Source organism: Devosia nitrariae (assembly GCF_030160115.1).
GTDB classification, from domain to species: domain Bacteria; phylum Pseudomonadota; class Alphaproteobacteria; order Rhizobiales; family Devosiaceae; genus Devosia; species Devosia nitrariae.
The window spans coordinates 29,753-52,398 of the sequence record NZ_BSNS01000034.1; the positions used below are offsets into that span (position 1 = coordinate 29,753).

A 22,646-nucleotide genomic window follows, 5' to 3' on the forward strand; every position below is an offset into this window, starting at 1 on the left:
GATCAATTTAGAGGAGAAAATCCGTGCAAACTGCAACTTTGGGATCTATCGGCCGGGTCAGCCGGCTCACCCTCGGAGGGGGCGGCATCGGGCAGGTGTGGGGCGACACCTCGCGCGAAGAGGCGATTGCGGCACTGCGCCTGGCGGTCGAGGAGGGTATCGACGTCATCGACGCCGCACCCGGCTACAAGGTGTGCGAGGAACTGATCGGCGAAGCCTTCGATGGAAGGCTGCCGGAGGGCGTACGCATCACCACCAAATGCGGCGTCGTGTCGACGCCGCCCGGTGAGGTCTATGGAAAGCTGCGCGCCTCGCTCGAAAAGAGCCTCGAGGATATGCGGCTCGAGACGGTCGACCTCATGTTCCTGCACAACGAGATCTCTCCGGACGACTTCGTCTACCCGGAGGGAAACGAGAAACGGGGGGAATTCGCCAGCACCTGGTCGGTCTATCGCGAAGCGATCATCCCCGCCTTCGAGCGGCTGGTCTCGGAGGGGCTGATCGGTGCCTGGGGCATAACTGGGGTGAGCGTCCCCGAGGCGATCCTCAAGGCATTAAGCGAGGAGCCGCGTCCAGCGGTCGTCCAGGCGGTGGCCAACCTCCTCGATAGCCCCGGCGGCCTCATGCGCCGGGGCATGGCCCCCAAACAGCGTTCGCGCGAGATCATCGCCGCGGCCGCGGCCCAGGGAGTCGGCGTTATGGGCATCCGCGCCGTGCAGGCGGGCGCGCTCACCGACCGCTTCGACCGTCCGATGGATGCGGACAATCAGGACCTGCCGGATTTTAACCGCGCGGCTCCGTTCCGTGACCTCTGCCGGCACTGGGGGGAGTCGCCCGCCATCGTCGCCCACCGCTATGCGCTGGCCATGGAAGGTGTCGATACGGTCGTGCTCGGCGTCAAGAATGTCGCGGAACTGCGCGAAGCGCTCGCCGCTGAGGCTGCAGGGCCGCTTGAGGCCGAAAGGGTCGCCACCATCGATGCGCTCGGCCTGCGCACCTGAAAATCGCACAGCGGCAGTGTCGCCGACACCGCCGCTGTGACAATAATCCCACGCTCGACGCCCGAACATATCCGATGTGGACAACAAATCGGCGGTCTGGACCTGCGCTTTGTCCAGCAAATACTTATGTTGCGACGGGCAGTTGGGCTATGACTCCTCGACAAGAGGAGCAGTAGGGATGGATTGGCGCAGGGCGTGGCGGATACCGAGGTAACGGCGAGGGCGTCCGAGGCGTCGGCGCGCGCGCGCACCGAGGGCGAGACGCTGGTCGTCGCGCTCTCCGGTGCTTGGCGCGCGGCCTATGCGCGGCGTCTGCAATCCGAGCTCGACAAGGCATTGCGCGCGCGCGGCAACAGGCCCCTGCGCTTTGACCTGGCAGAGGTTTCCGAACTCGACACGGTCGGTGCCTGGCTCCTCGTCAAGGCCGCCCGGCAGACCGAGGCTGATGGCAAGCCAGCTGAGTTCGCCGGCGCGAGCGAGCCACACGCCCGGCTGATCGCGCGGCTCGGCGCGACGGAACCGCGTATCGCACCGCGTCCGCCTGGCACACCGTTGCTGCTGGTACCGTTCGTTGCCCTTGGGCGCGTCGTCATTAACGCCTGGAACGACCTTGTCGACAGCCAGGCCATGCAGGGACGGATCCTGACCGCATTCGGCTCGGCGCTGGCGCTGCGCGGCCGGCTGCGCCCGCCCGCCTTCGTCAACCAGTTCGATCTGATCGCCCTGCAGGCCGTGCCGATCGTCGTCCTCATCTCGGTGGTGGTAGGCGCCATCATCACCCAGCAGTCGATCCTGCAATTGCGCCCTTTTGGGGCGCAGATCTTCGTCGTCGATCTCGGCGCGATCCTGATGTTCCGCGAGGTCGGGTTGCTGCTTGCCGCCATAATGGTCGCCGGCCGCTCCGGTTCGGCCATCACCGCCGAGCTCGGCTCCATGCGCATGCGCGAGGAGATCGACGCCCTGCAGGTCATGGGCGTCGACCCTTATCAGGCGCTGATCCTGCCGCGGATGCTGGCGCTCGTCCTCGGCCTGCCGCTTCTGGCCTTCATCGGGTCACTCGCCGGGATCGCGGGCACCGCGGTCGTCGCTCGATACTATGGCGGCGTACCATTCGATACCTTCCTCGACCGCCTGCAGGACGCCCTCAACCTGCAGACCCTGATGGTCGGCCTCGTCAAGGCGCCGGTGATGGCGTTCATCATCGGGCTGATCGCCGCCAACGAGGGCTTCAAGGTCGAAGGCAGCGCCGAATCGCTCGGGCGCCACACCACAGCTTCGGTGGTCAAGGCGATCTTCATGGTCATCGTTGCCGATGGCCTGTTTGCCGTGTTCTTTGCGGCTATCGGGTTCTGAACCATGAGCGAACCGACAACCACAGACGTGGGCGCGGAAAAGACCCCGATCCTCGAGACAAAAAACCTCGTCGTCGGCTTCGGCGACAGGGTGGTGATCGACGGGCTCGACCTCACCGTCAATCGGGGTGAGGTGCTGGGCGTCATCGGCCCGTCGGGCTCAGGCAAATCGGTGACGCTACGCGCCATCATCGGGCTCCTGCCCCACCGCTCGGGCACGGTCAAGGTCTTCGGGCGCGACTACCAGAGCCTCAGCCGGCGCGAGCGGCTGGAGACCGAACAGCGCTGGGGGGTGCTCTTCCAGCAAGGCGCGCTTTTTTCCTCGCTCACCGTCCTCGAGAACGTCGAGTTCCCCATGCGCGAGCACCTGGCGCTGCCGGCAAGGCTGCGCCGGGAGATCGCGCGCCTCAAGATCGAGCTGGTCGGCCTCGGGCCGGAGGCGCATAACCTCTATCCGTCCGAGCTTTCGGGCGGCATGATCAAGCGCGCCGCGCTCGCCCGAGCCCTGGCGCTCGACCCGGAGATCCTCTTCCTCGACGAGCCGACGTCCGGGCTCGACCCAATCGGCGCGGCACGGTTCGACGAACTGATCCTGACCCTGAGGCAGGCGCTGGACCTGACCGTCTACATGGTCACCCACGACCTCGACAGTCTGGCGGCGGTGTGCGACCGCATCGCGGCGCTCGGACGGGGCAAGCTGTTGATGGTTGGCACACTTTCCGACATGCTCGGGGCCGACGACCCCTGGCTCAGGGACTATTTCGGCGGCCCGCGCGCCCGGCATCTGGAGAAGGCTTAAGTCCCATGGAAAACAAAGCCAACTACGCGCTCGTGGGCGTCTTTGCCACGTTGGTCATCGGGGCGCTCCTCGCCTTCGTCTATTGGTTCTCCAATGAGCAGGGCGCCGTCCAGCGCACCACCTACAACGTCGTTTTCGACGGCGCCGTCACCGGGCTCGCGGCGGGAACCGACGTACTCTTCAACGGCCTGCGCGTCGGCACGGTCTCGCATGTGGGCATCGACCCGGAGGATCCGGGGCGGGTGATTGCGCGCATCGACATCGCCGCGGACGCGCCGGTGATGACCGACACGCGGGCCCTGCTCGAGATCCAGGGACTGACCGGCCAGGCCCATGTCCAACTCCTCGGCGGCAGCCCTCAGGCGGGGAGGCTGCAGGCGCAGGCGGGCGAGGCGGTGCCGACGCTTGTCGGCGAGCCTTCGGACCTCCAGGCCATCATGGAAGGCGCACGCGATATCGTGGCCAGTGCCGATTCAACCTTCCAGCGGCTCGACCGGTTCCTCGGCGAGAACGAGGGTCGCCTGTCGGCAACGCTTGCTAACGTCGAATCGCTCTCAGAGGCGCTGGCGAGCTTTGCCGGCGAGGCGGGCGAGGATTCGGATGTGGCCTCGATCATGACCGGGATCCGCGATACGGTCGATTCGGCCAATGCCACGGTGACGCGGCTCGAAAGCTTCGTGACCGAAAACGAACCGCGCCTGGCAACGACACTGGCCAATGTGGAAGAATTCTCGGGAGCGCTCGCCGAAAACGCCGACGGTGTCGAGCGTTTCCTTGCCTCCATCTCGGCAACCAGTGACCAGATCGGCCCGCTTGCGGCCGAAATGCGCTCGCTGACGGCCGAGACACGTAACCTTCTGGCAGCGATCCCGTCAGAACAGGTGACCCAGGCGATCCGCGACACGGTGACCTTCACCGACGCCTTGGCGCGCAACAGCGAGAACATCGACACGTTCTTTGCCGACGCCAGCAGCATGGCCAAAAATCTTTCCGGCGTATCGGAAGGCCTGAGCTCGACGCTAGCGATGATCGACGAGGCGTCCGAGGCCATAGATCCCCAAGTGCTGGCCCGGGCCATGGACAATGTCGACAGGTTCTCGGTGGCGCTGGGCGACAATGCCGGCAAGGTCGACGAGATCATCAACAACACCCAGGAGCTCACCCAGTCGCTGAGCGCGGCCGCAAACCGGATCGATGCGATCGTCGTTCGCGTCGATGCGATGGTCGACACCGAGGGCGGAGATACGCTCTTTACCGAGATCGCCGATGCGGCACGGGCGGTCAGGGTCCTGGCCGAGCAGCTCGATGCACGTACCGCCGAGATCACCACGGGCCTGACCGGCTTTACCACCCGAGGGCTGGGCGAATATACGACCCTGGCCAGCGAGGCGCGCAATACACTGGAGCGCCTCAACAGGGTCCTTGCCAATGTCGAGCGCAACCCGCAGGTGTTCATCTTCGGCGGCCAGACGGTTCGCGATTTCCAGAGGTAGGGGCATGACGGCAGGCATCGACAAAAGGCTGGGACGCAGGGCCTTCATGGGAATTGCCGCCGGCGGGCTCACAAGCCTTCTCGCTGGCTGCTTCGGCCCCAGGCCACTCGTCACCTACGATCTGACCCTTGCGGGCAATGGGCCGGTGCGCCGGCGCAGCACCCGTATGGTGGTTATAACCGAGCCCGATGCGGTGCAAACCTACGCGACCGACAGGATGGTGGTGCGCCAGCCCGGCGATATCCTCAGTTACCTGCCCGATGCCCAGTGGTCGGACAGCCTGACGAACCTCATCCAGACCCGCATGATCCAGGCCTTCGAGGACAGCGACGTGTCCAATGTGGGTCGGCCCTCAGACCAGCTCGCCTTCGAGGTGGTGCTGGCCACCGATGTGCGCGCCTTCGACATCGACGTCACCGCCGGTCAGCAGGCGGTCGTCACGCTCGCGGCACGCCTCATCGACGATATCGACCGCCGCATCATCGCCAACCGCAGCTTCACCGCCAGCGCGCCCATCGCTGAGCTCGACGGCGTCAATGCGGCCCGGGCCTTCGATGTCGCGCTCAACGATGTCGTGCGCCAGATCATCGCCTGGACCGCCATCAACGCCTAAGTTTTGTTGTCCCGACGTTTTTCGCGAAAAGGCGGCACCCATTCCCGGTTCAGTCCTGGGACAGGCTCTTTTCGCCTCCCGCTCCAGGCAGATGGGCTTTAATACTTGGCCGTGGCGTCGCTCGCCGGAAACGTCTCGTCAACCGCCTCGTCCTGCTCGTCCCAGTCCTCAGACTTGTCGGCTACAGCGTCCTTTCCGGCATTGCGAATCTGGACGGGCGAGTCCTTGGGACCGGGCTTCTTGCCGTCCCTGAGGGCAGCGGCGTTGCCGTCGGACTTGGACTTGCCGGGTTTCTTGGCTGTCTTGCTCATCTCGACCTCCATTCTCATGCCTATAGAACTCGTGAACGCACAGGGCAGTTGCAAGGGCGGCATGCTTGGAGTCTGCCACCGATTTCTGCTAGAGAGCGGCGATGACCGAGACGCCGCACAACACCAAGAAGCTGTTCATCAAGACCTACGGGTGCCAGATGAACGTCTATGACAGCGACCGCATGGCGGACGCTCTGGCTCCGCACGGCTATGAGACCACCGCCGAGATCGGTGAAGCCGACCTGGTGCTGCTCAATACCTGTCACATCCGCGAAAAGGCTTCCGAGAAGGTCTTTTCCGAGCTCGGACGCTTGAAGATTCTGCGCGAGGCCCGTCGCGCCAATGGCAAGGACATGAAGATCGGGGTGGCGGGGTGCGTCGCACAGGCCGAGGGCGAAGAGATCATCGCCCGCTCGCCGGTCGTCGACCTCGTCTTCGGGCCGCAGGCCTATCACCGGCTGCCGGACCTTATCGTCAAGTCCGAGAGCGGCCAGGTCGTCGATACGGATTTCCCGCAAGAGGACAAGTTCGAGCACCTGCCGGCCGCAAGGAAAGAGGTCACCATCAAGCGGGGCCTCACCGCCTTCCTGACCGTCCAGGAAGGGTGCGACAAGTTCTGCTCGTTCTGCGTCGTGCCCTATACGCGCGGCGCCGAGGTGTCGCGGCCGGTTGCCCAGGTGATCGCCGAGGCGCGCGGGCTCGTCGAGGCGGGGGTCAAGGAGATCACGCTGCTCGGCCAGAACGTCAACGCCTATCACGGCCTCGACCAGAACGGCCGGTCGGTCGGTCTCGGCGAACTCGCCTTTCTCCTTGCCAAGATTCCCGGGCTCGAGCGCCTGCGCTACACAACCAGCCATCCGCGCGACATGGACGACGCGCTGATCGCGGCCCACCGCGACCTGCCTCTCCTGATGCCTTATCTTCATCTGCCGGTGCAGTCCGGCTCGGACCCAATCCTCAAGGCCATGAACCGGCGTCATACGGCCGCCGAATACTTGACGCTCATTGAGCGCATCAAGGCGGCGCGGCCCGATATGGCCCTTTCGGGCGACTTCATCGTCGGCTTCCCCGGCGAGACCGAGGTCGATTTCGAGGCGACTCTCGCCATGGTGCGCGAGGTCGGCTACGCCTCGGCCTTCTCCTTCAAATACTCGCTACGCCCGGGAACGCCCGGCGCGGAACTCGCGGACCAGGTTCCCGAGGAGATCAAGGCCGAACGGCTGGCCCGCCTGCAGGAGCTGATCAACGCCCAAATGGCCGCCTTCAACCGGTCGTGCGTCGGTAGAACGCTGCCGGTGCTGATCGAGCGACCCGGGCGCAATGCTGGACAGGTCGGCGGGCGCTCGCCCTACCTGCAGGCGGTACACCTGGAAGGCTCCGGAGACCTCATCGGACACATCCTGCCGGTCGAGATCACCGGGGTCGGAAAAAACTCGATTGAGGGGAAATTGTCACGAGACACGCAACGGAAATCTGCTAGCCTTGTTGAGTCTCGCGTGGCGTAATCCGCGCCCGTGAACGGTTCTGATCGTGAACAGTTCTTATGGAGCGCTTCAAGCTTGAGCAGGCATTTGGCACCGACCGCCGACAACGCACTCGCATCCCATCTCGAACTCGCTTTTGAAGACAACCGTCTGGTCGCCCAGCTCTACGGCGATTTCGACCAGAACCTGGCGCTGATCGAACAGCGCCTCGAGGTTTCGGCTAGTCCGCGCGGCAACCACGTCATGCTCAAGGGCCCTGCCTCGGCCGTCGACCAAGCCCGCCGGGTGCTGGAATCGCTCTATGCCATGCTCGAGGAAGGCCGCTCGATCGAGATCTCGGACGTCGACGGCGTCATTCGCATGATCGAGACCGAAGACAGCCAGCTGACCCTGCCGACGCTTGAGCGCAAGGGTAAGGTCAGGATGGCGCAGATCGCCACGCGCAAAGCGACGATCGTTGCGCGCACCCCCGCCCAGGACGCCTATATGCGAGCCATGGATCGGGCCGAGCTTATCTTCGGCATCGGGCCGGCGGGCACCGGCAAGACCTATCTGGCGGTCGCCTATGCGGCCTCGCTTCTCGAGCGCGGCGACATCAACCGCATCATCCTCTCGCGCCCAGCGGTCGAGGCGGGTGAGCGGCTGGGGTTCCTGCCCGGCGACATGAAGGAAAAGGTCGACCCGTACCTGCGTCCGCTCTACGACGCGCTCTATGACATGATGAAGCCTGAGCATGTGGAGCGCTGCATCACCTCCGGCATCATCGAAGTCGCGCCGCTGGCCTTCATGCGGGGACGCACGCTCGCCAATGCCGTCGTCATTCTCGACGAGGCGCAGAACACCACATCGATGCAGATGAAGATGTTCCTGACCCGGCTCGGCGAGAATTCCAAGATGATCGTCACGGGCGATCCAACCCAGGTCGATCTGCCGCGAGGCGAAAAATCGGGCTTGGTGGAAGCCGTGCGACTGCTCGAAGGCGTCGAGGGCATCCATATGGCCCGCTTCTCGGATAAGGACGTGGTGCGCCACGCGCTCGTTGGACGGATTGTCAGGGCCTATGAGCAGGACTTCGAGGCGCGCATGACCGCCGAGCAGAAGGCCGAAGGGATACGCAGCTGAGCGCCGATTTCCCGCTCGAGATCGACGTCATCCGCACCGACGAGGCCTGGCCGGAGGAGCTCGAGACCGTTGCCCATCGCGCAGTGCGGGAAGCCCTTGCCGGCAGCGGTGCGCAGCTTTCAGGGCCGGCGGAGCTTTCGATCGTCCTCACCGACGATGCAGAGCAGCGCGAGCTGAATCGCGAGTGGCGCGGCAAGGATGCTTCGACCAATGTATTGAGCTTCCCGCAGATCGAGCCCTTCGGGCCGGTTGCGGGCATTCTGGGCGACATCACACTCGCCCGCGAAACCGTCGCGCGCGAAGCCGAGGATCTCGGCAAGCCCTTCGTCCATCATTTCACCCACCTCGTGGTGCATGGATTCCTGCATATTCTGGGATATGATCACCTCGAAGAGGCCGAGGCCCTTCAAATGGAGGGCCTCGAGACCCAGATATTGGCGAGGCTTGGGGTGGAAGACCCCTATGCAGACTAGGTTCTGCAGCCCTGGCCTGACGGTTCAGGTTGCAGGCCGACCTTTGAAGAGGACAGATAGCCGCCCTTTGGCGGCAAGAAACGATGACCGACAGCGACATACGCGGGACGCAGCGCGCGTCCGATACACAATCCGAACCTCCCTCTAGCACCGCCCTCGCGGTATCGCGGGGGCCCAGTCTCTGGCAGAGGCTCAAGGCGCTCTGGGCTTTGCGCACCGTCTCGCTGCGCGACGACCTGGAAGTGGCGCTCGATGGCCATGGCGGGGACGAGACCACGGATTTTTCCGAGAGCGAGCGGCTCATCCTCAAGAACGTCCTCAAGCTCCGGCAGGTGTCGGTCGAGGACGTGATGGTCGAGCGGTCCGACATCGAGGCCGTCGAGATCGACGCCACCCTCGGCACGCTCATTGCCAAGTTCCGCGAAGTCGGCCACTCGCGACTGCCGATCTACGAGGAAAGCCTCGACAACATCCTGGGCTTCATTCACGTCAAGGATGCCCTCGGCAGGATCACGGGCAAGGTGACGGACCCGGAAAAGGAAATTCCGGTCAAGCTCAACTCGCCGGCCCTGCGGCAAAAGCTCTCAAAGCTCGGCATCATGCGGACCGCCATGTACGTGCCGACCTCCATGCCGGTTGGAGACCTCCTGCAACAGATGCGGGCAGGACGCGTTCACATGGCCGTCGTCGTCGACGAGTATGGCGGCACGGATGGTCTGGTGACCATCGAGGACCTGCTCGAGGCCGTTGTCGGCGAGATCGAGGACGAGCATGACGAACTGGCGGTCTCACTCATCCGCAAGGTCGGCCCCGATACCTATATCGCGGACGCGCGCGCCGAGCTCGAGGACGTCGCGGCCCTCCTCGGGCCCGACTTCGATCCCAGCGAATATGCCGAAGACGTCGATACGCTCGGCGGCCTCGTCTTCGATCTTGCCGGGTACGTCCCGTCGCGCGGCGAAGTGGTGACGCGCCTTGCCAATTTCGATTTCGAGATCCTCGCCTCCGACAGCCGCCGCGTGAAGCGCATCCGCATCCGCCGCAAGAAGCCGGCGGAGCCCGAGGTGCTGGCGATCACCGATCAGCGCGGCGAAACGGACCGGGCGGCGGCGGAATAGGGCGATCGCCTTTCCCGTTCTGATTGAATCAGAACGGGGCGCTAAATTGTTGAATTGTCGTGTTTTCGAACCGCAAAAGTGGTACCCACTTTTGCTGAAAACGCTCTAGGGGGGCGAGGGATGGCGGTTCACCGGCTGGTTGCGACGGCCTGGCATAACGTGCTGGCCACGATTGCGCCGGTGCTGACCGTTGCCGACGGCGACACGGTGATCACCGAAACCCTCGATGCCGGCGGCAGCGACCGGGACGGCGTCCGACGTTGGCATGGGCCCAATCCGATGAACGGGCCCATCGCGGTCGATGGCGCTGAGCCCGGCGATGCGCTTTGCGTCGAGATCGTGCGCATGAGCCCGATCCGTGCGACGGGTTGGACCAGATCGGTGCTGGCGCCCAATGTCGTCGACCCGCAACGCGCCCGGGACTTGCCGCCGCGGGAGACCGCCACCTGGCTCATCGATGGAGATGCCGGCACAGTGAGGCTCGAGCACTCTCCAGAGGGACTCGAGCACCTCGTCCTGCCGCTTGCCCCGATGATCGGGTGCTTCGGCGTCGCGCCGAGCCTTGGTCAGGCCTTCTCGACGGCAACCAGCGCCAACAATGGCGGCAACATGGACTATCGCGGCTTCGGGCCGGGGTGCCGGGTGTGGCTTCCGGTCTTCGTGCCCGGGGCGCTGTTCTTCCTTGGCGATTGCCATGCGATACAGGGAGACGGAGAGATCGTCGGCACCGGGGTCGAAACCTCTTTTGAAGTCGAGGTGCGTCTCAGCCTCGACAAGCGCCGTTCCCTCGAATGGCCACGCGGCGAGACCGCCGATGCGATCTTCACGGCCGGCAATGCCCGGCCTCTCGACCAGGCGCTCCAGCACGCAACGACCGAGATGCTCGACTGGCTCATGGCCGACTACGGGCTTAACGCCACAGCCGCCAGCCACCTCATGGGCCAGGTGGTGCGTTATGAAGTCGGGAACGTCTACGACCCGGCCTACACCATGATCTGCAAGATCGAGAAACGCTGGCTGCCAAAACGGCGCGGCCAATAAAAGCCCCGGACGATGGCGGGGCTCTTCTGTCGGATATTGTTGTGGCCCAAGGCCCTCAATACCCACGGAGTCATTCCCGCGAAAAGCGGGAACCTCCGTTTCCTTTGCCGGCCCTGCCAACAGAGTTCCCCGCTTTCGCGGGGATGACCCGGTGTTGGCGGGTACCCAAGGTCAACACATCCAGACCTGCTAGACCTGCTCGACGTGCTCGACGCCGGGAACGAAATGCCGCAGCAGGTTTTCGATGCCGCTCTTCAAGGTCGCCGTCGAGGACGGGCAGCCCGAGCAAGCACCCTGCATGTGCAGGAAGACCGTGCCTTCCTTGTAGCCCTTGAAGGTGATGTCGCCGCCGTCCATGGCGACGGCAGGGCGCACGCGGGTCGAGAGCAGTTCCTTGATCACCTCGACGGTCTCGGAATCCTCCTCGTCGAAGAACTCCTCGGTTTGCGCGGCGAGCTCGGCAGCGGTCGGGCCGCCCTCGCCGATCACCGGCTTGCCGGACAGGAAATGGTCCATGATGACACCGAGGATGGCGGGCTTGATATGGGCCCAGTTGGTGTCGTCCTTGGTCACCGAGATGAAATCGGACCCGAGAAAGACGCCGCTCACGCCGGGGACCTCAAACAGCGCGGCGGCAAGCGGGGAGGCCGCCGCCGATTCGCCCGAGCGGAAATCGCGCGGTTCGCCAGGCAGCACGTCGCGACCGGGCAGGAATTTCAAGGTCGCCGGATTGGGCGTGGCTTCGGTCTGGATGAACATGTGGTCTTCCTTGCGGATCGGCGCGGGAATGGCTTTAGAATGCTTCTAAAATAGGGGTGCCGGACGCGTGGCGCAAGGTATTTCGCCTTGCGCATCTTGTCCAGCGCCGCATCCCGCTCTACCGGCAGCGACGAAGCGCCGCGCAGACGGCAAACTAGCCGGGAGCTAGAACCAACACATGATCAGGCTCTTCCGTATCGTCGCGCTCGTCGAAGGCGTTACGACCGTCGCACTCTTCCTTGTCGCCATGCCATTGAAATACGCCTTCAACATGCCGTTCCTGACCCAGCCGGTCGGCGCCATCCATGGCCTGGCGTTCCTCGCCTATATCGGGGCGATGTGGGTCTGCCTTCGCGACTACGACTTCTCGGCCAGGGATTGGGGTCGCACGGCGCTCGCCGCGTTCCTGCCGTTCGGCACCTTCCTCAACGACCCGTTCCTGCGACGCAGGCAGTCGGCAGCCGAAGCCGGCTAGGCGGTCGTTTTTTCGGTATCTTCTTTACCCGGGAGAGCCGCACGTTCCGGGACCATGCTCTCCTTGAGCCGTGGATCGCCGCCGCGGCGCCCTTCCGCCAGCCATAAGGCGCAGTCGGGCGGAAGCATCGTCTGTGCCTTGGCTTCATAGAGGGCGAGATCCTCCTCGCGCGCGACGCCGCGCCAACGACCATTGGTGCCCTTGTAGAGAAAAGTCCGGCTCCCCTCCCGGAAATGCGACCCCGCCATGCCGAGAAGCTGATCGCCGTCGCGGCGCATGGCATCGAAGCCCGCGGCCTCCACCAGCCCGGGCCACTTTTCCGGTGCGATTTCTATCTGCAGGAAGTCCGCGACACGACGCATTTCCCCGGCAAGGTCCTGCTTCATATCACTGTAGTGGACGAAAAGAACATTCGGCCGGGCGCGGCCTTGCCACCAGCTTTTTTCGAACTGGAAGTAAGAAAAATTGGGCAGGCCTTCCCCGTGTTCTGCGTTCAGGCCCTCGGTTATCCACCTGTGAAAGAAATCGGCAGGGTCCGCCAGCACGGGAGGGTAAGGTCGCCCAACCACATCATCCTCGAGGCCGGCTTCGCTCAGCCTTTCGACGGCTGTGCTGGTAAAGCCGGCTACGTGGTTGTGAAACGAGAAGGCGGCATCGCGTCCGTCTCTCCCGACGTGGATATATTTCACCTCGTCGTAAAATGGCAGTCCGTCGAGCGGAAGGTGCGACTTCAAGAACCGGCGGTGCTCCTGCGCCTCGATGTGTGCGATCACGTTCTCGATGGGTGCCACAAAGCGCTGGTCGAGCCAGGGAGAGAGCTCGGCAAGCGACCGCGGCTCCGTCGTCTGAAAGACGAGAAGGCTGACGATCCTCTGCATCCAGGTGGTGCCGGATTTCGGATAGGTGGCGATGACGACATCGTCGGACCGCGGCCTGTAATGGCTCCAGCGCCGGCTGTCGGCGGCCCAGCTGCGGTATTCGCGTGTTGCAGGCTCGAGAAGCATGGCATCCCCCTCGCTTCCCACCCAATGGCAGACAGTACTCCCGCCTTCGATCGGCAGCAATCGGTGTCTTCCAAGGGTTGGAGAAGGAGGGGGCGGCCGAGTCGCTGCAACCGAGGCACCCGCGGATGCGTGCCTATTACGATCGCAACGCCGGCCTGAACCTCATCAAGGCCTAGCAGATGGCGATGATCTCCTCGTCGCTCATGTGGCCCGGCACGATGGTCAGGGGGATGAGCATCGAGTTCGAGCGTGAGGCGAAGTGGGTGACGAGCGGACCCGGCCCGTCGCCCGACTTGGACGCGGCCAGCACGAGGATAGCTATATCGCGGTCGCGGCTGATGACCTCCTCGATCTGCTCGGCTCCGCGCCCCTCGCGGATGACCGATTCGACCTTGACGTCGCCGATGTCGCGGATGCGCCTGAGGCGAACGTCGAGATTGCGCTCCGCCTCCTCGATGGCTTCGGCGCGCAGCACTTCCTCGACGCCGAGGCCATGGAACTCGGGCGGCTCGATGACGCTCATCAACACCACCGTGCCGCCGGTTCGATGCACCCGCCAGGCCGCGAAGGTGACGGCGCGGTCGCATTCCTCGGTCTCGTCGACAACGACGAGGAACTTACGCTTGTACTCGGTTTGGGAAACCACACTCGCCTCCCTGAATTGCACGGTCATGCTGCCACCCACATCGCCTGACGGCAAGCTCAGCCGACGAAGCCGACAATGCGGCGCACGTCGCGCATGGTTTCCTCGGCCAGAGGCCGCGCCCGTTCGGCGCCCTCGGCGAGGATGGAATCGATGGTTGCCGGATCGCCGAGAAGGCGACGCATCTCGCCGGCCATCGGCGCGAGGGTGGAGACGGCGAGGTCGGCGAGTGCCGGCTTGAAAACACCCCAGCCCTTTCCGCCGAACTCGGCCAGGACCTCGGGCTTGGTCTTGTCGGCAAGCGCGGCATAGATGGCCACCAGATTATCGGCCTCGGCGCGGCCCTTCAGACCCTCGATCTCGGGGGGCAGCGGCTCGGGATCGGTGGTGGCACGCTTGATTTTCTTGGCGATCGCATCGGCATCGTCGAGCAGCGAAATACGCGACTGATCGGAAGGGTCGGACTTGCTCATCTTTTTGCTGCCGTCGCGCAGGCTTTTGACCAGCGTCGCAGGTCCGGTGATCAACGGCTCGGTGATGGGGAAGAACTCCCGGTCAAGCCCATTGGCTTCGATCGAGTCTCCATAGTCGTTGTTGAACTTGGCGGCGATGTCGCGTGTCAGTTCGAGGTGCTGTTTCTGGTCGTCGCCCACCGGCACGTGTGTCGCCTTGTAAAGGAGGATGTCGGCGGCCATCAGCGAGGGATAGGCGAGGAGCCCCAGCGAAACGTTCTCGGAATTCTTGCCGGCCTTGTCCTTGAACTGCGTCATCCGGTTCATCCAGCCGATGCGGGCAACGCAGTTGAACACCCAGGCAAGCTCGGCGTGCTGGTACACGCGGCTCTGGTTGAAGATGATGGCGCGCTTCGGGTCGATGCCGGCTGCAAGATAGGCGGCCGTCAACTCACGCGTCGCCCGGCGCAGCTCCTCGGGCTCCTGCCAGACGGTGATTGCATGCATGTCGACGACGCAATAGATGCACTCGTGCGTGTCCTGCAGCGGCACGAAGCGGCGGATGGCGCCGAGGTAGTTGCCAAGGTGCAGGTCGCCCGAAGGCTGGATGCCGGAAAAGACGCGATTGGTGAAGGGCATTTAGGAGTCCGCTTGAGGTTCGGAAAACGCGGTTCAGGGGAACTAGCATCGCCGAGACCCTTCCGGCAAGCCGGGGCACATGATATATAGTATCGATATCATATATAGAGGTGACGATGCGTACTCTGGTCGACATCAACGAACCCCAGCTGCGCCGGCTGGACGAGCTGGCGAAAAAGCAGGGGCAATCGCGCGCCGCGGTCATTCGCGAGGCCATCGACGGTTATCTCGAAAAACGGGCGTCCAAGGGAGCATCGGACGCGTTCGGCCTCTGGGGGAAGGGCGGGGTCGACGGGCTCGCCTATCAGAGGAAGGTGCGCAGCGAGTGGTGAGGGCACTCTTCGATACCAACATTCTCGTCGATTTCCTGAGCGCTGTTCCGCAGGCGCGCGAGGAGCTCGACCGGTACAACCGGAAAGCCATCAGCATCATCACCTGGATGGAGGTGCTGGTGGGCGCCCGGGCCGATGTAGAGGCGGCAACGCATGAGTTTCTTTCTGGTTTCGACATCGTTCCGCTCGATGACTCGGTCGCTGGGCGGGCAGTCGAACTACGCAGGGACTATCGGCTGAAGCTGCCCGATGCGGTCATCTGGGCTTCGGCCGATGTGCATTCGATGTTGCTGGTGACGCGCGACAGCAAGGATTTCCCGGTCGACGCACCGGGGATACGCGTACCCTACTTCCTTTAGGCTCCGCGCCGCAGGCGCCGCAACAACAGGCCCAGGGGCTGCACTCGGGTGATGTGGACGAGGGTGAAATAGACGGCAAGCCCGAAGAGGACGAGAAGTCCGAGGGCCGCGACCTGTCGCAACAGCGGCGCGCCCGAAGCGAAGATATCCTCGGCCCGCCAGCCGAGGACCACGAGCGCCCCAGCCATGAAGAGGCTGATGAGGAGGATGCCGGCGTGGCGCATCCATTCGCCAGCGGTCAGGACGAAGTGGCCGCGACGGGCAAGGAAAACGGCAAGGAGCACCGTGTTGGCCCAGGCCGAGGCTGACGTCGCCGCGGCGATCCCCACGTGCTGGAAGGCGGGAAAGAGCGCCAGTGACAAACCGATATTGATCATGGCCGAAAGGGCGGCGAAGACCGTGGGCGTGCGCGTATCCTGGCGGGCGAAGTAACCCGGCTGGAGCACGCGAATAAGAACGAACGCCGGCAGGCCGATGGCAAAGGCAACAAGCGCATTGGCGGTCTCGAGCGTCGAGACCGCGCCGAACGCGCCACGCTCGAAAAGGACCCTGACGATCGGCACGGCAAGCGCGGCGAGCGCGGTGGCGGCGGGCATCGAGAGGAGCATCGAAACCAGCAGCGACTGCGCCTGGGTGCTGCGCGCCTCACCCTCGCGCCCCGCAGCCAGGTGCCGGGCGAGCTCGGGCAGCAGCACGGTGCCGATGGCGATACCGATGATGCCGAGCGGCAGCTGATAGAGCCGGTCGGCGTAATAGAGGTAGGACATGGCGCTGTCGGCGCTGGAGGCGATGATGGTGCCGATGAAGATGTTGATCTGCGTGATGCCACCGGTCATGACGGCCGGTACGGCCAAAAGCCAGAAGCGGCGCACCTCCGGGTCGAGCCGCGGCAGGGCAAGATGCGGCACCATGCCGGTGCGCCGGAGCGCCAACCAGACGGTGGCGAGCTGCGCCAAGCCCCCGATGATGGTGGCAATGGCAACCCAAACGGCGGCGGCAGCCAGGTCCTCCACGGCAAGCAGGAAAAGCGGCACCAGCGCGGCGATGGTGGCGATGTTGAGGATGACCGGCGCGAAGGCGGCGGCAAAGAACCGCCCGAGGCTGTTGAGGATCGCCGCATAGGCCGCCATCAAGGACATGAAGGCGAGGTAGGGAAAGAGGATGCGGGTGAGGAGGACCGTCAGCTCGTACTTTTCCGCGTCGCCGACAAAGCCGGGCACGAACGGCACGAGCACCCATGGCATAAAGAGTTCGGCGAGGATGGTGACGAGGACGAGAACCGTGACCAGCCAGGCCATGATGCGGGCGGCGAAAGCCCGTGCTTCCTCGCGCCCGCGCTGCTCCAGCGCGCCAGAGAACATGGGCACGAAGGCGGTATTGAAGGCCCCCTCGGCAAACAGGCGTCGGAAGAGATTGGGGAAGCGGAAAGCGGCGACGAACGCGTCGGCGGCCGGCCCGGTGCCGAGGACGGCGGCCATCAGCGCGTCGCGCACGAACCCGGCGATGCGCGACAGCAGGGTGAGGCCGCCGACTGACAGAAAGTTGCGGTAGAGGCTCATGGGGCTGCGTTCCGCCGTCCCAGAAAACGCCGCTGGGGCGCGGCGCCCCTATCCATTGGCAACTTTCGGCGCTCGCTCCTCGCGCTTGAGCGAAAGCACGCGCATCAGGGTGTCGTGGATTTTCTTCTGGCGGGATTTGCTCATGATCTTCTGGCCGGTCAGGTCCGTGACGTAGAAGACGTCAACGGCCTTCTCGCCATAGGTGCCGATATGGGCCGAACCGATGGTCAAATTGAGGTCGGAGATCTCGCGGGTCAGAAGGTGCAGAAGCCCGATGCGGTCGAGGCCGGAGACTTCGATGACGGTGAATTTTTCCGAAAGGTTGTTGGAGACCATCACCTCGGCAGGCAGCGAGAACGGCTTCAGGCGCCGGTTGTGGCGGCTTTCCTTGCCGAGGTCGATGAGGATCTGCCGCTTGCCCTGCAGGAGCTGCTTTACCGTGTCGATGATGCGGGTTGCACGTACCTTCTCGTCCTCGTCGGAGGTGAACGCGCGGCGCAGCCGGAAGGTGTCGATGGCGCGCCCGTCGCGGGTCGAGAAGATCTGCGCCCCGATGATCGAGGCGTCCTGCATGGTGCAGGCGCCGGCAATGAGCGACAGGAGCCGCGGGTGGTCGGGCGTATAGAACGAGACTTCGGTGATCGACTCGAACGCCTTGATGCGGATGGAGCCGGCAAAGGCATCGCCCGCCATGTCGGCCTGGCGGATCATCCGGGCGTGCTCGACCTGCAGTTCGGGCTCGGCGCGCAGCCAGTAATGGTCGTAGTGGCGGCCGATATACGCCTCGACGTCGGCCGGCGGCCAGTGGGTCAGCGCTTCGCGCAGGGCTCTGCGGGCGTCCTCGACGCGGTCGGACTGGGTGACCTGGGAGTGTCCGCCCGACAACAGCGGCTCGGTGGCGAAATAAAGGGCCCGCAGCAGCGAGCCCTTCCAACCGGTCCACACGCCTGGTCCAACGGCGCGGATGTCGCAGGCCGTGAGGATCATCAGCAGCGCCAGGCGCTGGGGGGACTGCACGACCTCGGCGAAAGCCTTGGCTGTCTCGGGATCCTGAAGGTCGCGAGCCTGGGCGATCTGGCTCATCAGCAGGTGGTGCTCGACAAGCCAGGCGACCGTGTCGGTCTCGGCCGCAGAGAGGCCGACACGCGGGCAGAACCGGCGCGCGATACGCGCTCCGGCGATCGAATGGTCCTCCGGGCGCCCTTTGGCGATGTCATGGAGGAAGAGCGCGACGTAGAGCAGCCGCGTATCGTTGAGCTGCGGCAGGAGCTCATGGGTCAGCGGCAGCTCGTCGCGCAGGCCCCCATTGGCGATCTCGGCCATGACCCCGACGGCGCGGATCAGGTGCTCGTCGACCGTATAGTGGTGATACATGTTGAACTGCATCAGGGCGACGATCTTGCCGAACTCGGGCACGAACTTGCCCAGGACCCCGCTTTCGTTCATTGCCCGCAGGATGCGCTCGACATATTGCGGGGCAGTGAGGATGGTCAGGAACCAGGCGTTGGCCCTCGGGTCGGCGCGCACTGCATTGTCGATGAGGCGCAGCGACCGGCGGACCGCCTTGATCGCATCGGGATGCAGGTGCAACTCCTGCCGTCCGGCCACCAGGAACAGCTTGACGAGATTGACCGGGTCCTTCTCGAAGATGTCGGGCGCGGCGATGTTGAGGCGGCCGGAATCGATGACGAAATCCGTCTCACCCTTGATCTTCACCTTGCCGCGGCGGAATGGGGCGAGCACGCGCCCGACAAGGTCCATGTCCTTGGCATGGGCGATCTCGAGGCTCGTGCAGAAGATGCGCGTCAGGTCCCCGACGTCCTTGGCAACGAGGAAATAGCGCTTCATGAAGCGCTCGACGCCCAGCATGCCCAGCCGCTCGGCATAGCCCATGCGCCGGGCGAGCTCTGGCTGCACGTCGAAGGTCAGCTTCTCGTCGGCCCGGCCGGTCAGGAAATGCAAATTGCAGCGCACAGCCCAGAGGAACTCCTCGGCGCGCTGGAACAGGCGGTATTCGGACTGGTCGAAGACGCCTTTGTCGATGAGCTCGTGGGCGTTCTTGACCCGGTAGAAGTACTTGCCGATCCAAAAGAGCGTGTTGAGGTCTCTGAGGCCTCCCTTGCCGTCCTTGATGTTCGGTTCGACGACGTAACGGGTATTGCCCATCTGCCTGTGCCGCTCGTCGCGCTCGGCCATCTTGGCGGCGATGAATTCGGGACCGGTCTTGGGCATAATCTCGCTCTCGAAGCGAGTCACGAGCTGGTCGAACAGCGATTTCTCGCCCGTCAGGTAGCGCGCCTCGAGAGTCGCGGTGCGTACCGTCATGTCCGAGCGGGCCATGCGGATGCACTCGTCGACCGAACGCACGGCGTGCCCGACCTTCTGACCGAGGTCCCATAGCATGTAGAGGATGTATTCGGTGACCTGCTCGCCCCAGGGCGTTTGCTTATAAGGGAGGATGAAGAGCAGATCGATGTCGGAGCCGGGCGCCAGCGTGCCGCGTCCGTAGCCGCCGACGGCAGCCAGCGCGATGGTCTCGGCGCCCGAGGGATTGGTCATCGGATAGACGCGGGTGGTGGCGAACAGGTGGACGGCGCGGATGATCTCGTCCTCGGCCGCCGAGAGGTTCTGGGCGCAACGCGTGCCCTTGCCGGTTTCGATGAGCTCGGCCTCAGCCCCGGCTCGCGCCTCGGCGAGCGTCTTGCGCAGATGAGCGAGAACGGCGCTACGCGCGGCAGCCGACTTGGCGTCGCCGTCCGCGACCAGGGCGTCGAGCTCACCGATCAGCGTATCGGCGGCTCTGAGGGCAAAGCCCGGTTTTCGGACCTTCAATTCAGCTTCGGCGAGCGTCATCGCGGCGTTTCTTCAATTGGTAGAGGAGCTCGATAGCTTGCTTGGGCGTGATGTCGTCGGGGCGGATGGCATCGATGAGATCGGCGACCGGATCGGATTTGGGCTCGGCCTTGACTGGGGCGGCCGGCTGATGCGCAAAGAGCGGCAGATCGTCTAGCACGCCTCCGAACTGACCGGAAGGGGCGGCGCCCGCGGCGCGTTGTTCCAAAAGGGTAAGCACGTGGCGGGCCCGGTTCAAGACCGGTTCGGGCAACCCTGCGAGCCGGGCAACCTGGATTCCATAGGAGCGGTCGGCCGCGCCCCGGCCAACCTCATGCAGGAAAACGACTTCTCCCTCCCACTCGCGCACTTTCATGGTCACGTTCACCACCCGGCTCAAGGACTTTTGAAGGCTGGTAAGCTCATGGAAGTGGGTGGCAAAGAGCGCGCGGCAGCCGGTGGTTTCGTGCAGCGACTCGACCGTCGCCCAGGCGATGGAGAGCCCGTCGAACGTCGCCGTGCCGCGCCCGATCTCGTCGAGGACGACGAGGGAGCGGCGGGTCGCGCGGTTAAGGATCGCCGCGGTCTCGACCATCTCGACCATGAAGGTCGAACGACCGTGGGCGATGTCATCGGAAGCACCGACCCGCGAGAACACCCGGTCGACGACGCCGATATGGGCCGAAGCGGCGGGTACGAACGAGCCCATCTGCGCCATGATGGCGATGAGCGCGTTCTGCCGCAGGAACGTCGACTTGCCGCCCATGTTGGGACCGGTCACCAGCCAGAGCCCGCCGCCGACCTCGATTTGCCCCGAAAGGTCGCAGTCGTTGGCAACGAAGCTTTGGCCGTCGCCTGAAACCATTTCCTCGACCACCGGGTGCCTGCCCGCCTCGATGCGGAAGGCAAGGGAATTGTCGATCTCGGGCCGCACATAGCTGCGGGTGGCGGCCAGATGCCCGAGGGCCGCGGCCGCATCGAGCTCAGCCAGCGCGTCGGCCAGGCCGCGCAATTGTCCGGTGCGTGAGAGGATTTCAGCCGAGAGCCGGGCGAAGATCTTGGATTCGATCCCGAGCGCCGCCTCGTGGGCGCGCGCGATGCGGCCTTCGAGCTCGGCGAGCTCGGTGGTGGTGAAGCGCATGGCATTGGCCAGCGTCTGCCGGTGGATGAAATTTGCCCGGTGCGGCTCCTCCAGGAGCTTGGCGCCATGGCCGGCCGGCACTTCGACGAAATAACCGAGAACGCCGTTGTGGCGGATCTTCAAGGACCTGACGTCGGTCTCCTCGATGAGCCGGGTCTGGAGGGCGGCGACCACGGCGCGGGTCTCGCTGCCCAGTGCCCGTTCGGCATCGAGATCACCGTCATAGCCCTTGCGCACGAACCCGCCATCGCGCGCAAGGAGCGGCACGTCGTCGTCAAGGGCAAGAGCGAGCTCGGAGGAAAGGTCCTGTGGTGCGGCGGACAGCACTTCACCGAGGCGCGCCAGCTCCTCGGACAGATCGCCAGCTCCGATAAGCCTCTGCCCCAGCGCCGCGGCCGCCGCGATGCCCATGCCGACGGCGGCAAGATCGCGCGGGCCGCCGCGCTCGAGGGCGAGGCGGGTGAGCGCCCGGGCGATGTCGGGGGCGGATTTGAGCTCGGTGCGCAGGCGCGCGGTCAGCATGGTGTCCTCAGCCAGCCGCTCGACGGCATCGAGGCGCACATTGATCGCGGCCGCGTCGGTCAGCGGCGCGGCGAGGCGCTGGGCGAAGAGCCGGGCGCCGGCGGCGGTGACGGTGAGGTCAAGGCAATTGCGCAGCGATCCTTTCTGGCCGCCGCGCTGGGTTTCGAGCAGCTCGAGAGACGAGCGCGTCGCCTGGTCGATGGCCATGAGGCGCGCCGCGTCTTCGCTGGTCGGCGCGCGCAGGGCTACGGCCCTGCCCTTCTGGCTCTCCTCGACATAGGCAAAGAGGGCTCCGAGCGCCGATCGGGCGGCGCGCGAGTAGGCGGTCGGGTCAACGCCATCGCCCCCCAGCGCTTCGCGCAGACGCAGCGTTGCCGCTTCGCTGTCGAAAGCCTCTGCCGAGACGATCGAGACCGCGGCAGCAAGCACCGGCGACAGCAGGTGCCGCTCGAGGAGGAGGGTGCGCGTCGCCTCGGTCAGGACCAGCTCGGCAGGACCGATGCGGGCGAGCTCATCGGCAATGGTCTCGGCGGTGAGATCGGCGACATGCGTCTCGCCGGTCGAGACGTCCGCCCAGGCAAGGCCGAAATCGGTTTCGCCATGACGGACCATGGCAAGGCTGGCGAGGAAATTGGCGCCGCGGGCGGGCAGCAGGTCGTCTTCGGTCAGCGTGCCGGCGGTGACCAGCCGCACGACGTCGCGCTTGACGACCGATTTGCTGCCGCGCTTCCTGGCCTCGGCCGGGTCCTCGACCTGCTCGCAGACGGCGACGCGATGCCCAAGGGAGATGAGCTTCTTGAGGTAGTCCTGGGCGGCGTGGATCGGCACGCCGCACATCTGGATGTCCTCGCCCAGATGCTTGCCGCGCTTGGTCAAGACGATGCCGAGCGCCGCCGAGGCGATCTCGGCGTCCTCGAAGAAGAGCTCGTAGAAATCGCCCATGCGGTAGAAGAGGAGGTAACCCGGATTGGCCGCCTTGATCTCGAAATACTGCGCCATCATCGGCGTCAGGGCGGCGGACGAGGGTTCGGCGTTCTGCGGCTTTATGCGGGCCTCGTGCATGCGCTCAGGGTCGTTGCGAGGGAGCGGCAACGCTATGGCAGTTGCCATGCGCGCACAACC

21 protein-coding genes are annotated in these 22,646 nt (G+C 64.8%); 13 read left to right on the top strand and 8 right to left on the bottom strand.

The window, feature by feature from the left end; all coding sequences use genetic code 11:
- The first annotated feature begins 23 nt into the window (after positions 1 to 23).
- From QQK18_RS26940 to QQK18_RS26960, 5 genes are all read left to right on the top strand, one after another.
- Complete coding sequence (locus QQK18_RS26940) at positions 24 to 1,001, top strand: aldo/keto reductase (RefSeq protein WP_284343515.1); 978 nt, start codon at positions 24 to 26, stop codon at positions 999 to 1,001.
- Positions 1,002 to 1,196: 195 nt separating this feature from the next.
- Positions 1,197 to 2,354 (top strand): MlaE family lipid ABC transporter permease subunit, encoded by a 1,158-nt coding sequence (locus QQK18_RS26945; RefSeq protein ID WP_284343516.1) that lies wholly within the window; start codon positions 1,197 to 1,199, stop codon positions 2,352 to 2,354.
- A gap of 3 nt (positions 2,355 to 2,357) precedes the next feature.
- Positions 2,358 to 3,152: an ABC transporter ATP-binding protein gene (locus QQK18_RS26950; RefSeq protein ID WP_284343517.1), complete on the top strand. Its 795-nt coding sequence runs from the start codon at positions 2,358 to 2,360 to the stop codon at positions 3,150 to 3,152.
- Positions 3,153 to 3,157: 5 nt separating this feature from the next.
- The gene (locus tag QQK18_RS26955) at positions 3,158 to 4,645 is read left to right on the top strand and encodes an MlaD family protein (protein ID WP_284343518.1); all 1,488 of its coding nucleotides are present in this window, start codon (positions 3,158 to 3,160) and stop codon (positions 4,643 to 4,645) included.
- 4 nt (positions 4,646 to 4,649) lie between these two features.
- The gene (locus QQK18_RS26960) at positions 4,650 to 5,258 is read left to right on the top strand and encodes an ABC-type transport auxiliary lipoprotein family protein (RefSeq protein WP_284343519.1); all 609 of its coding nucleotides are present in this window, start codon (positions 4,650 to 4,652) and stop codon (positions 5,256 to 5,258) included.
- Between the two features lie 98 nt (positions 5,259 to 5,356).
- On the opposite strand, the gene QQK18_RS26965 is transcribed toward QQK18_RS26960, so the two are convergent.
- Positions 5,357 to 5,569 carry a hypothetical protein gene (locus QQK18_RS26965; protein WP_284343520.1) on the bottom strand — a complete coding sequence of 71 codons (213 nt, stop codon included), beginning with the start codon at positions 5,567 to 5,569 and terminating at the stop codon, positions 5,357 to 5,359.
- Between the two features lie 101 nt (positions 5,570 to 5,670).
- Between QQK18_RS26965 and miaB the strand changes: the two genes are divergently transcribed.
- From miaB to QQK18_RS26990, 5 genes are all read left to right on the top strand, one after another.
- Positions 5,671 to 7,074: a tRNA (N6-isopentenyl adenosine(37)-C2)-methylthiotransferase MiaB gene (miaB, locus tag QQK18_RS26970; protein WP_284343521.1), complete on the top strand. Its 1,404-nt coding sequence runs from the start codon at positions 5,671 to 5,673 to the stop codon at positions 7,072 to 7,074.
- A 54-nt stretch (positions 7,075 to 7,128) separates the two neighbouring features.
- On the top strand, positions 7,129 to 8,175 hold the full coding sequence (locus QQK18_RS26975; RefSeq protein ID WP_284343522.1) for a PhoH family protein: 1,047 nt from the start codon (positions 7,129 to 7,131) through the stop codon (positions 8,173 to 8,175).
- A 29-nt stretch (positions 8,176 to 8,204) separates the two neighbouring features.
- Positions 8,205 to 8,648: an rRNA maturation RNase YbeY gene (gene ybeY / locus QQK18_RS26980; RefSeq protein WP_348523261.1), complete on the top strand. Its 444-nt coding sequence runs from the start codon at positions 8,205 to 8,207 to the stop codon at positions 8,646 to 8,648.
- Between the two features lie 83 nt (positions 8,649 to 8,731).
- Positions 8,732 to 9,766: a hemolysin family protein gene (locus tag QQK18_RS26985; protein ID WP_284343523.1), complete on the top strand. Its 1,035-nt coding sequence runs from the start codon at positions 8,732 to 8,734 to the stop codon at positions 9,764 to 9,766.
- Between the two features lie 120 nt (positions 9,767 to 9,886).
- A complete protein-coding gene (locus QQK18_RS26990) occupies positions 9,887 to 10,807 on the top strand; it encodes an acetamidase/formamidase family protein (RefSeq protein ID WP_284343524.1) in 921 nt (306 codons plus the stop codon).
- Positions 10,808 to 10,996: 189 nt separating this feature from the next.
- Here the strand turns inward: QQK18_RS26990 and QQK18_RS26995 are convergent, their stop codons facing one another.
- Entirely contained in the window at positions 10,997 to 11,566 is a 570-nt protein-coding gene (locus QQK18_RS26995) for a NifU family protein (RefSeq protein WP_284343525.1), read from the bottom strand.
- A gap of 178 nt (positions 11,567 to 11,744) precedes the next feature.
- Between QQK18_RS26995 and QQK18_RS27000 the strand changes: the two genes are divergently transcribed.
- Positions 11,745 to 12,041 (top strand): DUF3817 domain-containing protein, encoded by a 297-nt coding sequence (locus QQK18_RS27000; protein WP_284343526.1) that lies wholly within the window; start codon positions 11,745 to 11,747, stop codon positions 12,039 to 12,041.
- Here QQK18_RS27000 and QQK18_RS27005 read toward each other — a convergent pair.
- From QQK18_RS27005 to trpS, 3 genes are all read right to left on the bottom strand, one after another.
- On the bottom strand, positions 12,038 to 13,045 hold the full coding sequence (locus tag QQK18_RS27005; protein WP_284343527.1) for a sulfotransferase domain-containing protein: 1,008 nt from the start codon (positions 13,043 to 13,045) through the stop codon (positions 12,038 to 12,040). The genes QQK18_RS27000 and QQK18_RS27005 overlap by 4 nt on opposite strands.
- A 172-nt stretch (positions 13,046 to 13,217) precedes the next feature.
- On the bottom strand, positions 13,218 to 13,718 hold the full coding sequence (locus QQK18_RS27010; RefSeq protein WP_284343528.1) for a universal stress protein: 501 nt from the start codon (positions 13,716 to 13,718) through the stop codon (positions 13,218 to 13,220).
- A 29-nt stretch (positions 13,719 to 13,747) separates the two neighbouring features.
- The gene (gene trpS, locus QQK18_RS27015; RefSeq protein WP_284343529.1) at positions 13,748 to 14,779 is read right to left on the bottom strand and encodes a tryptophan--tRNA ligase; all 1,032 of its coding nucleotides are present in this window, start codon (positions 14,777 to 14,779) and stop codon (positions 13,748 to 13,750) included.
- A 116-nt stretch (positions 14,780 to 14,895) separates the two neighbouring features.
- On the opposite strand from trpS, the gene QQK18_RS27020 reads away from it, so the two are divergent.
- Complete coding sequence (locus QQK18_RS27020; RefSeq protein WP_284343530.1) at positions 14,896 to 15,111, top strand: ribbon-helix-helix domain-containing protein; 216 nt, start codon at positions 14,896 to 14,898, stop codon at positions 15,109 to 15,111.
- A complete protein-coding gene (locus QQK18_RS27025) occupies positions 15,105 to 15,470 on the top strand; it encodes a type II toxin-antitoxin system VapC family toxin (protein ID WP_284343531.1) in 366 nt (121 codons plus the stop codon). Before QQK18_RS27020 ends, QQK18_RS27025 begins: the two co-directional genes overlap by 7 nt.
- Here the strand turns inward: QQK18_RS27025 and murJ are convergent.
- Genes murJ through mutS form a run of 3 tightly spaced genes read right to left on the bottom strand, consistent with a single transcriptional unit; the run spans position 15,467 to position 22,586 of the window.
- Positions 15,467 to 17,029 carry a murein biosynthesis integral membrane protein MurJ gene (gene murJ / locus QQK18_RS27030; RefSeq protein WP_284343532.1) on the bottom strand — a complete coding sequence of 521 codons (1,563 nt, stop codon included), beginning with the start codon at positions 17,027 to 17,029 and terminating at the stop codon, positions 15,467 to 15,469. The two genes, QQK18_RS27025 and murJ, sit on opposite strands and share 4 nt — an antisense overlap.
- Before the next feature lie 48 nt (positions 17,030 to 17,077).
- Positions 17,078 to 19,882, bottom strand: a complete 2,805-nt coding sequence (locus tag QQK18_RS27035) for a [protein-PII] uridylyltransferase (RefSeq protein WP_284343533.1) — start codon at positions 19,880 to 19,882, stop codon at positions 17,078 to 17,080.
- A complete protein-coding gene (gene mutS, locus QQK18_RS27040) occupies positions 19,863 to 22,586 on the bottom strand; it encodes a DNA mismatch repair protein MutS (protein ID WP_284343597.1) in 2,724 nt (907 codons plus the stop codon). The genes QQK18_RS27035 and mutS overlap by 20 nt, the downstream gene beginning before the upstream one ends.
- Positions 22,587 to 22,646 lie beyond the last annotated feature (60 nt).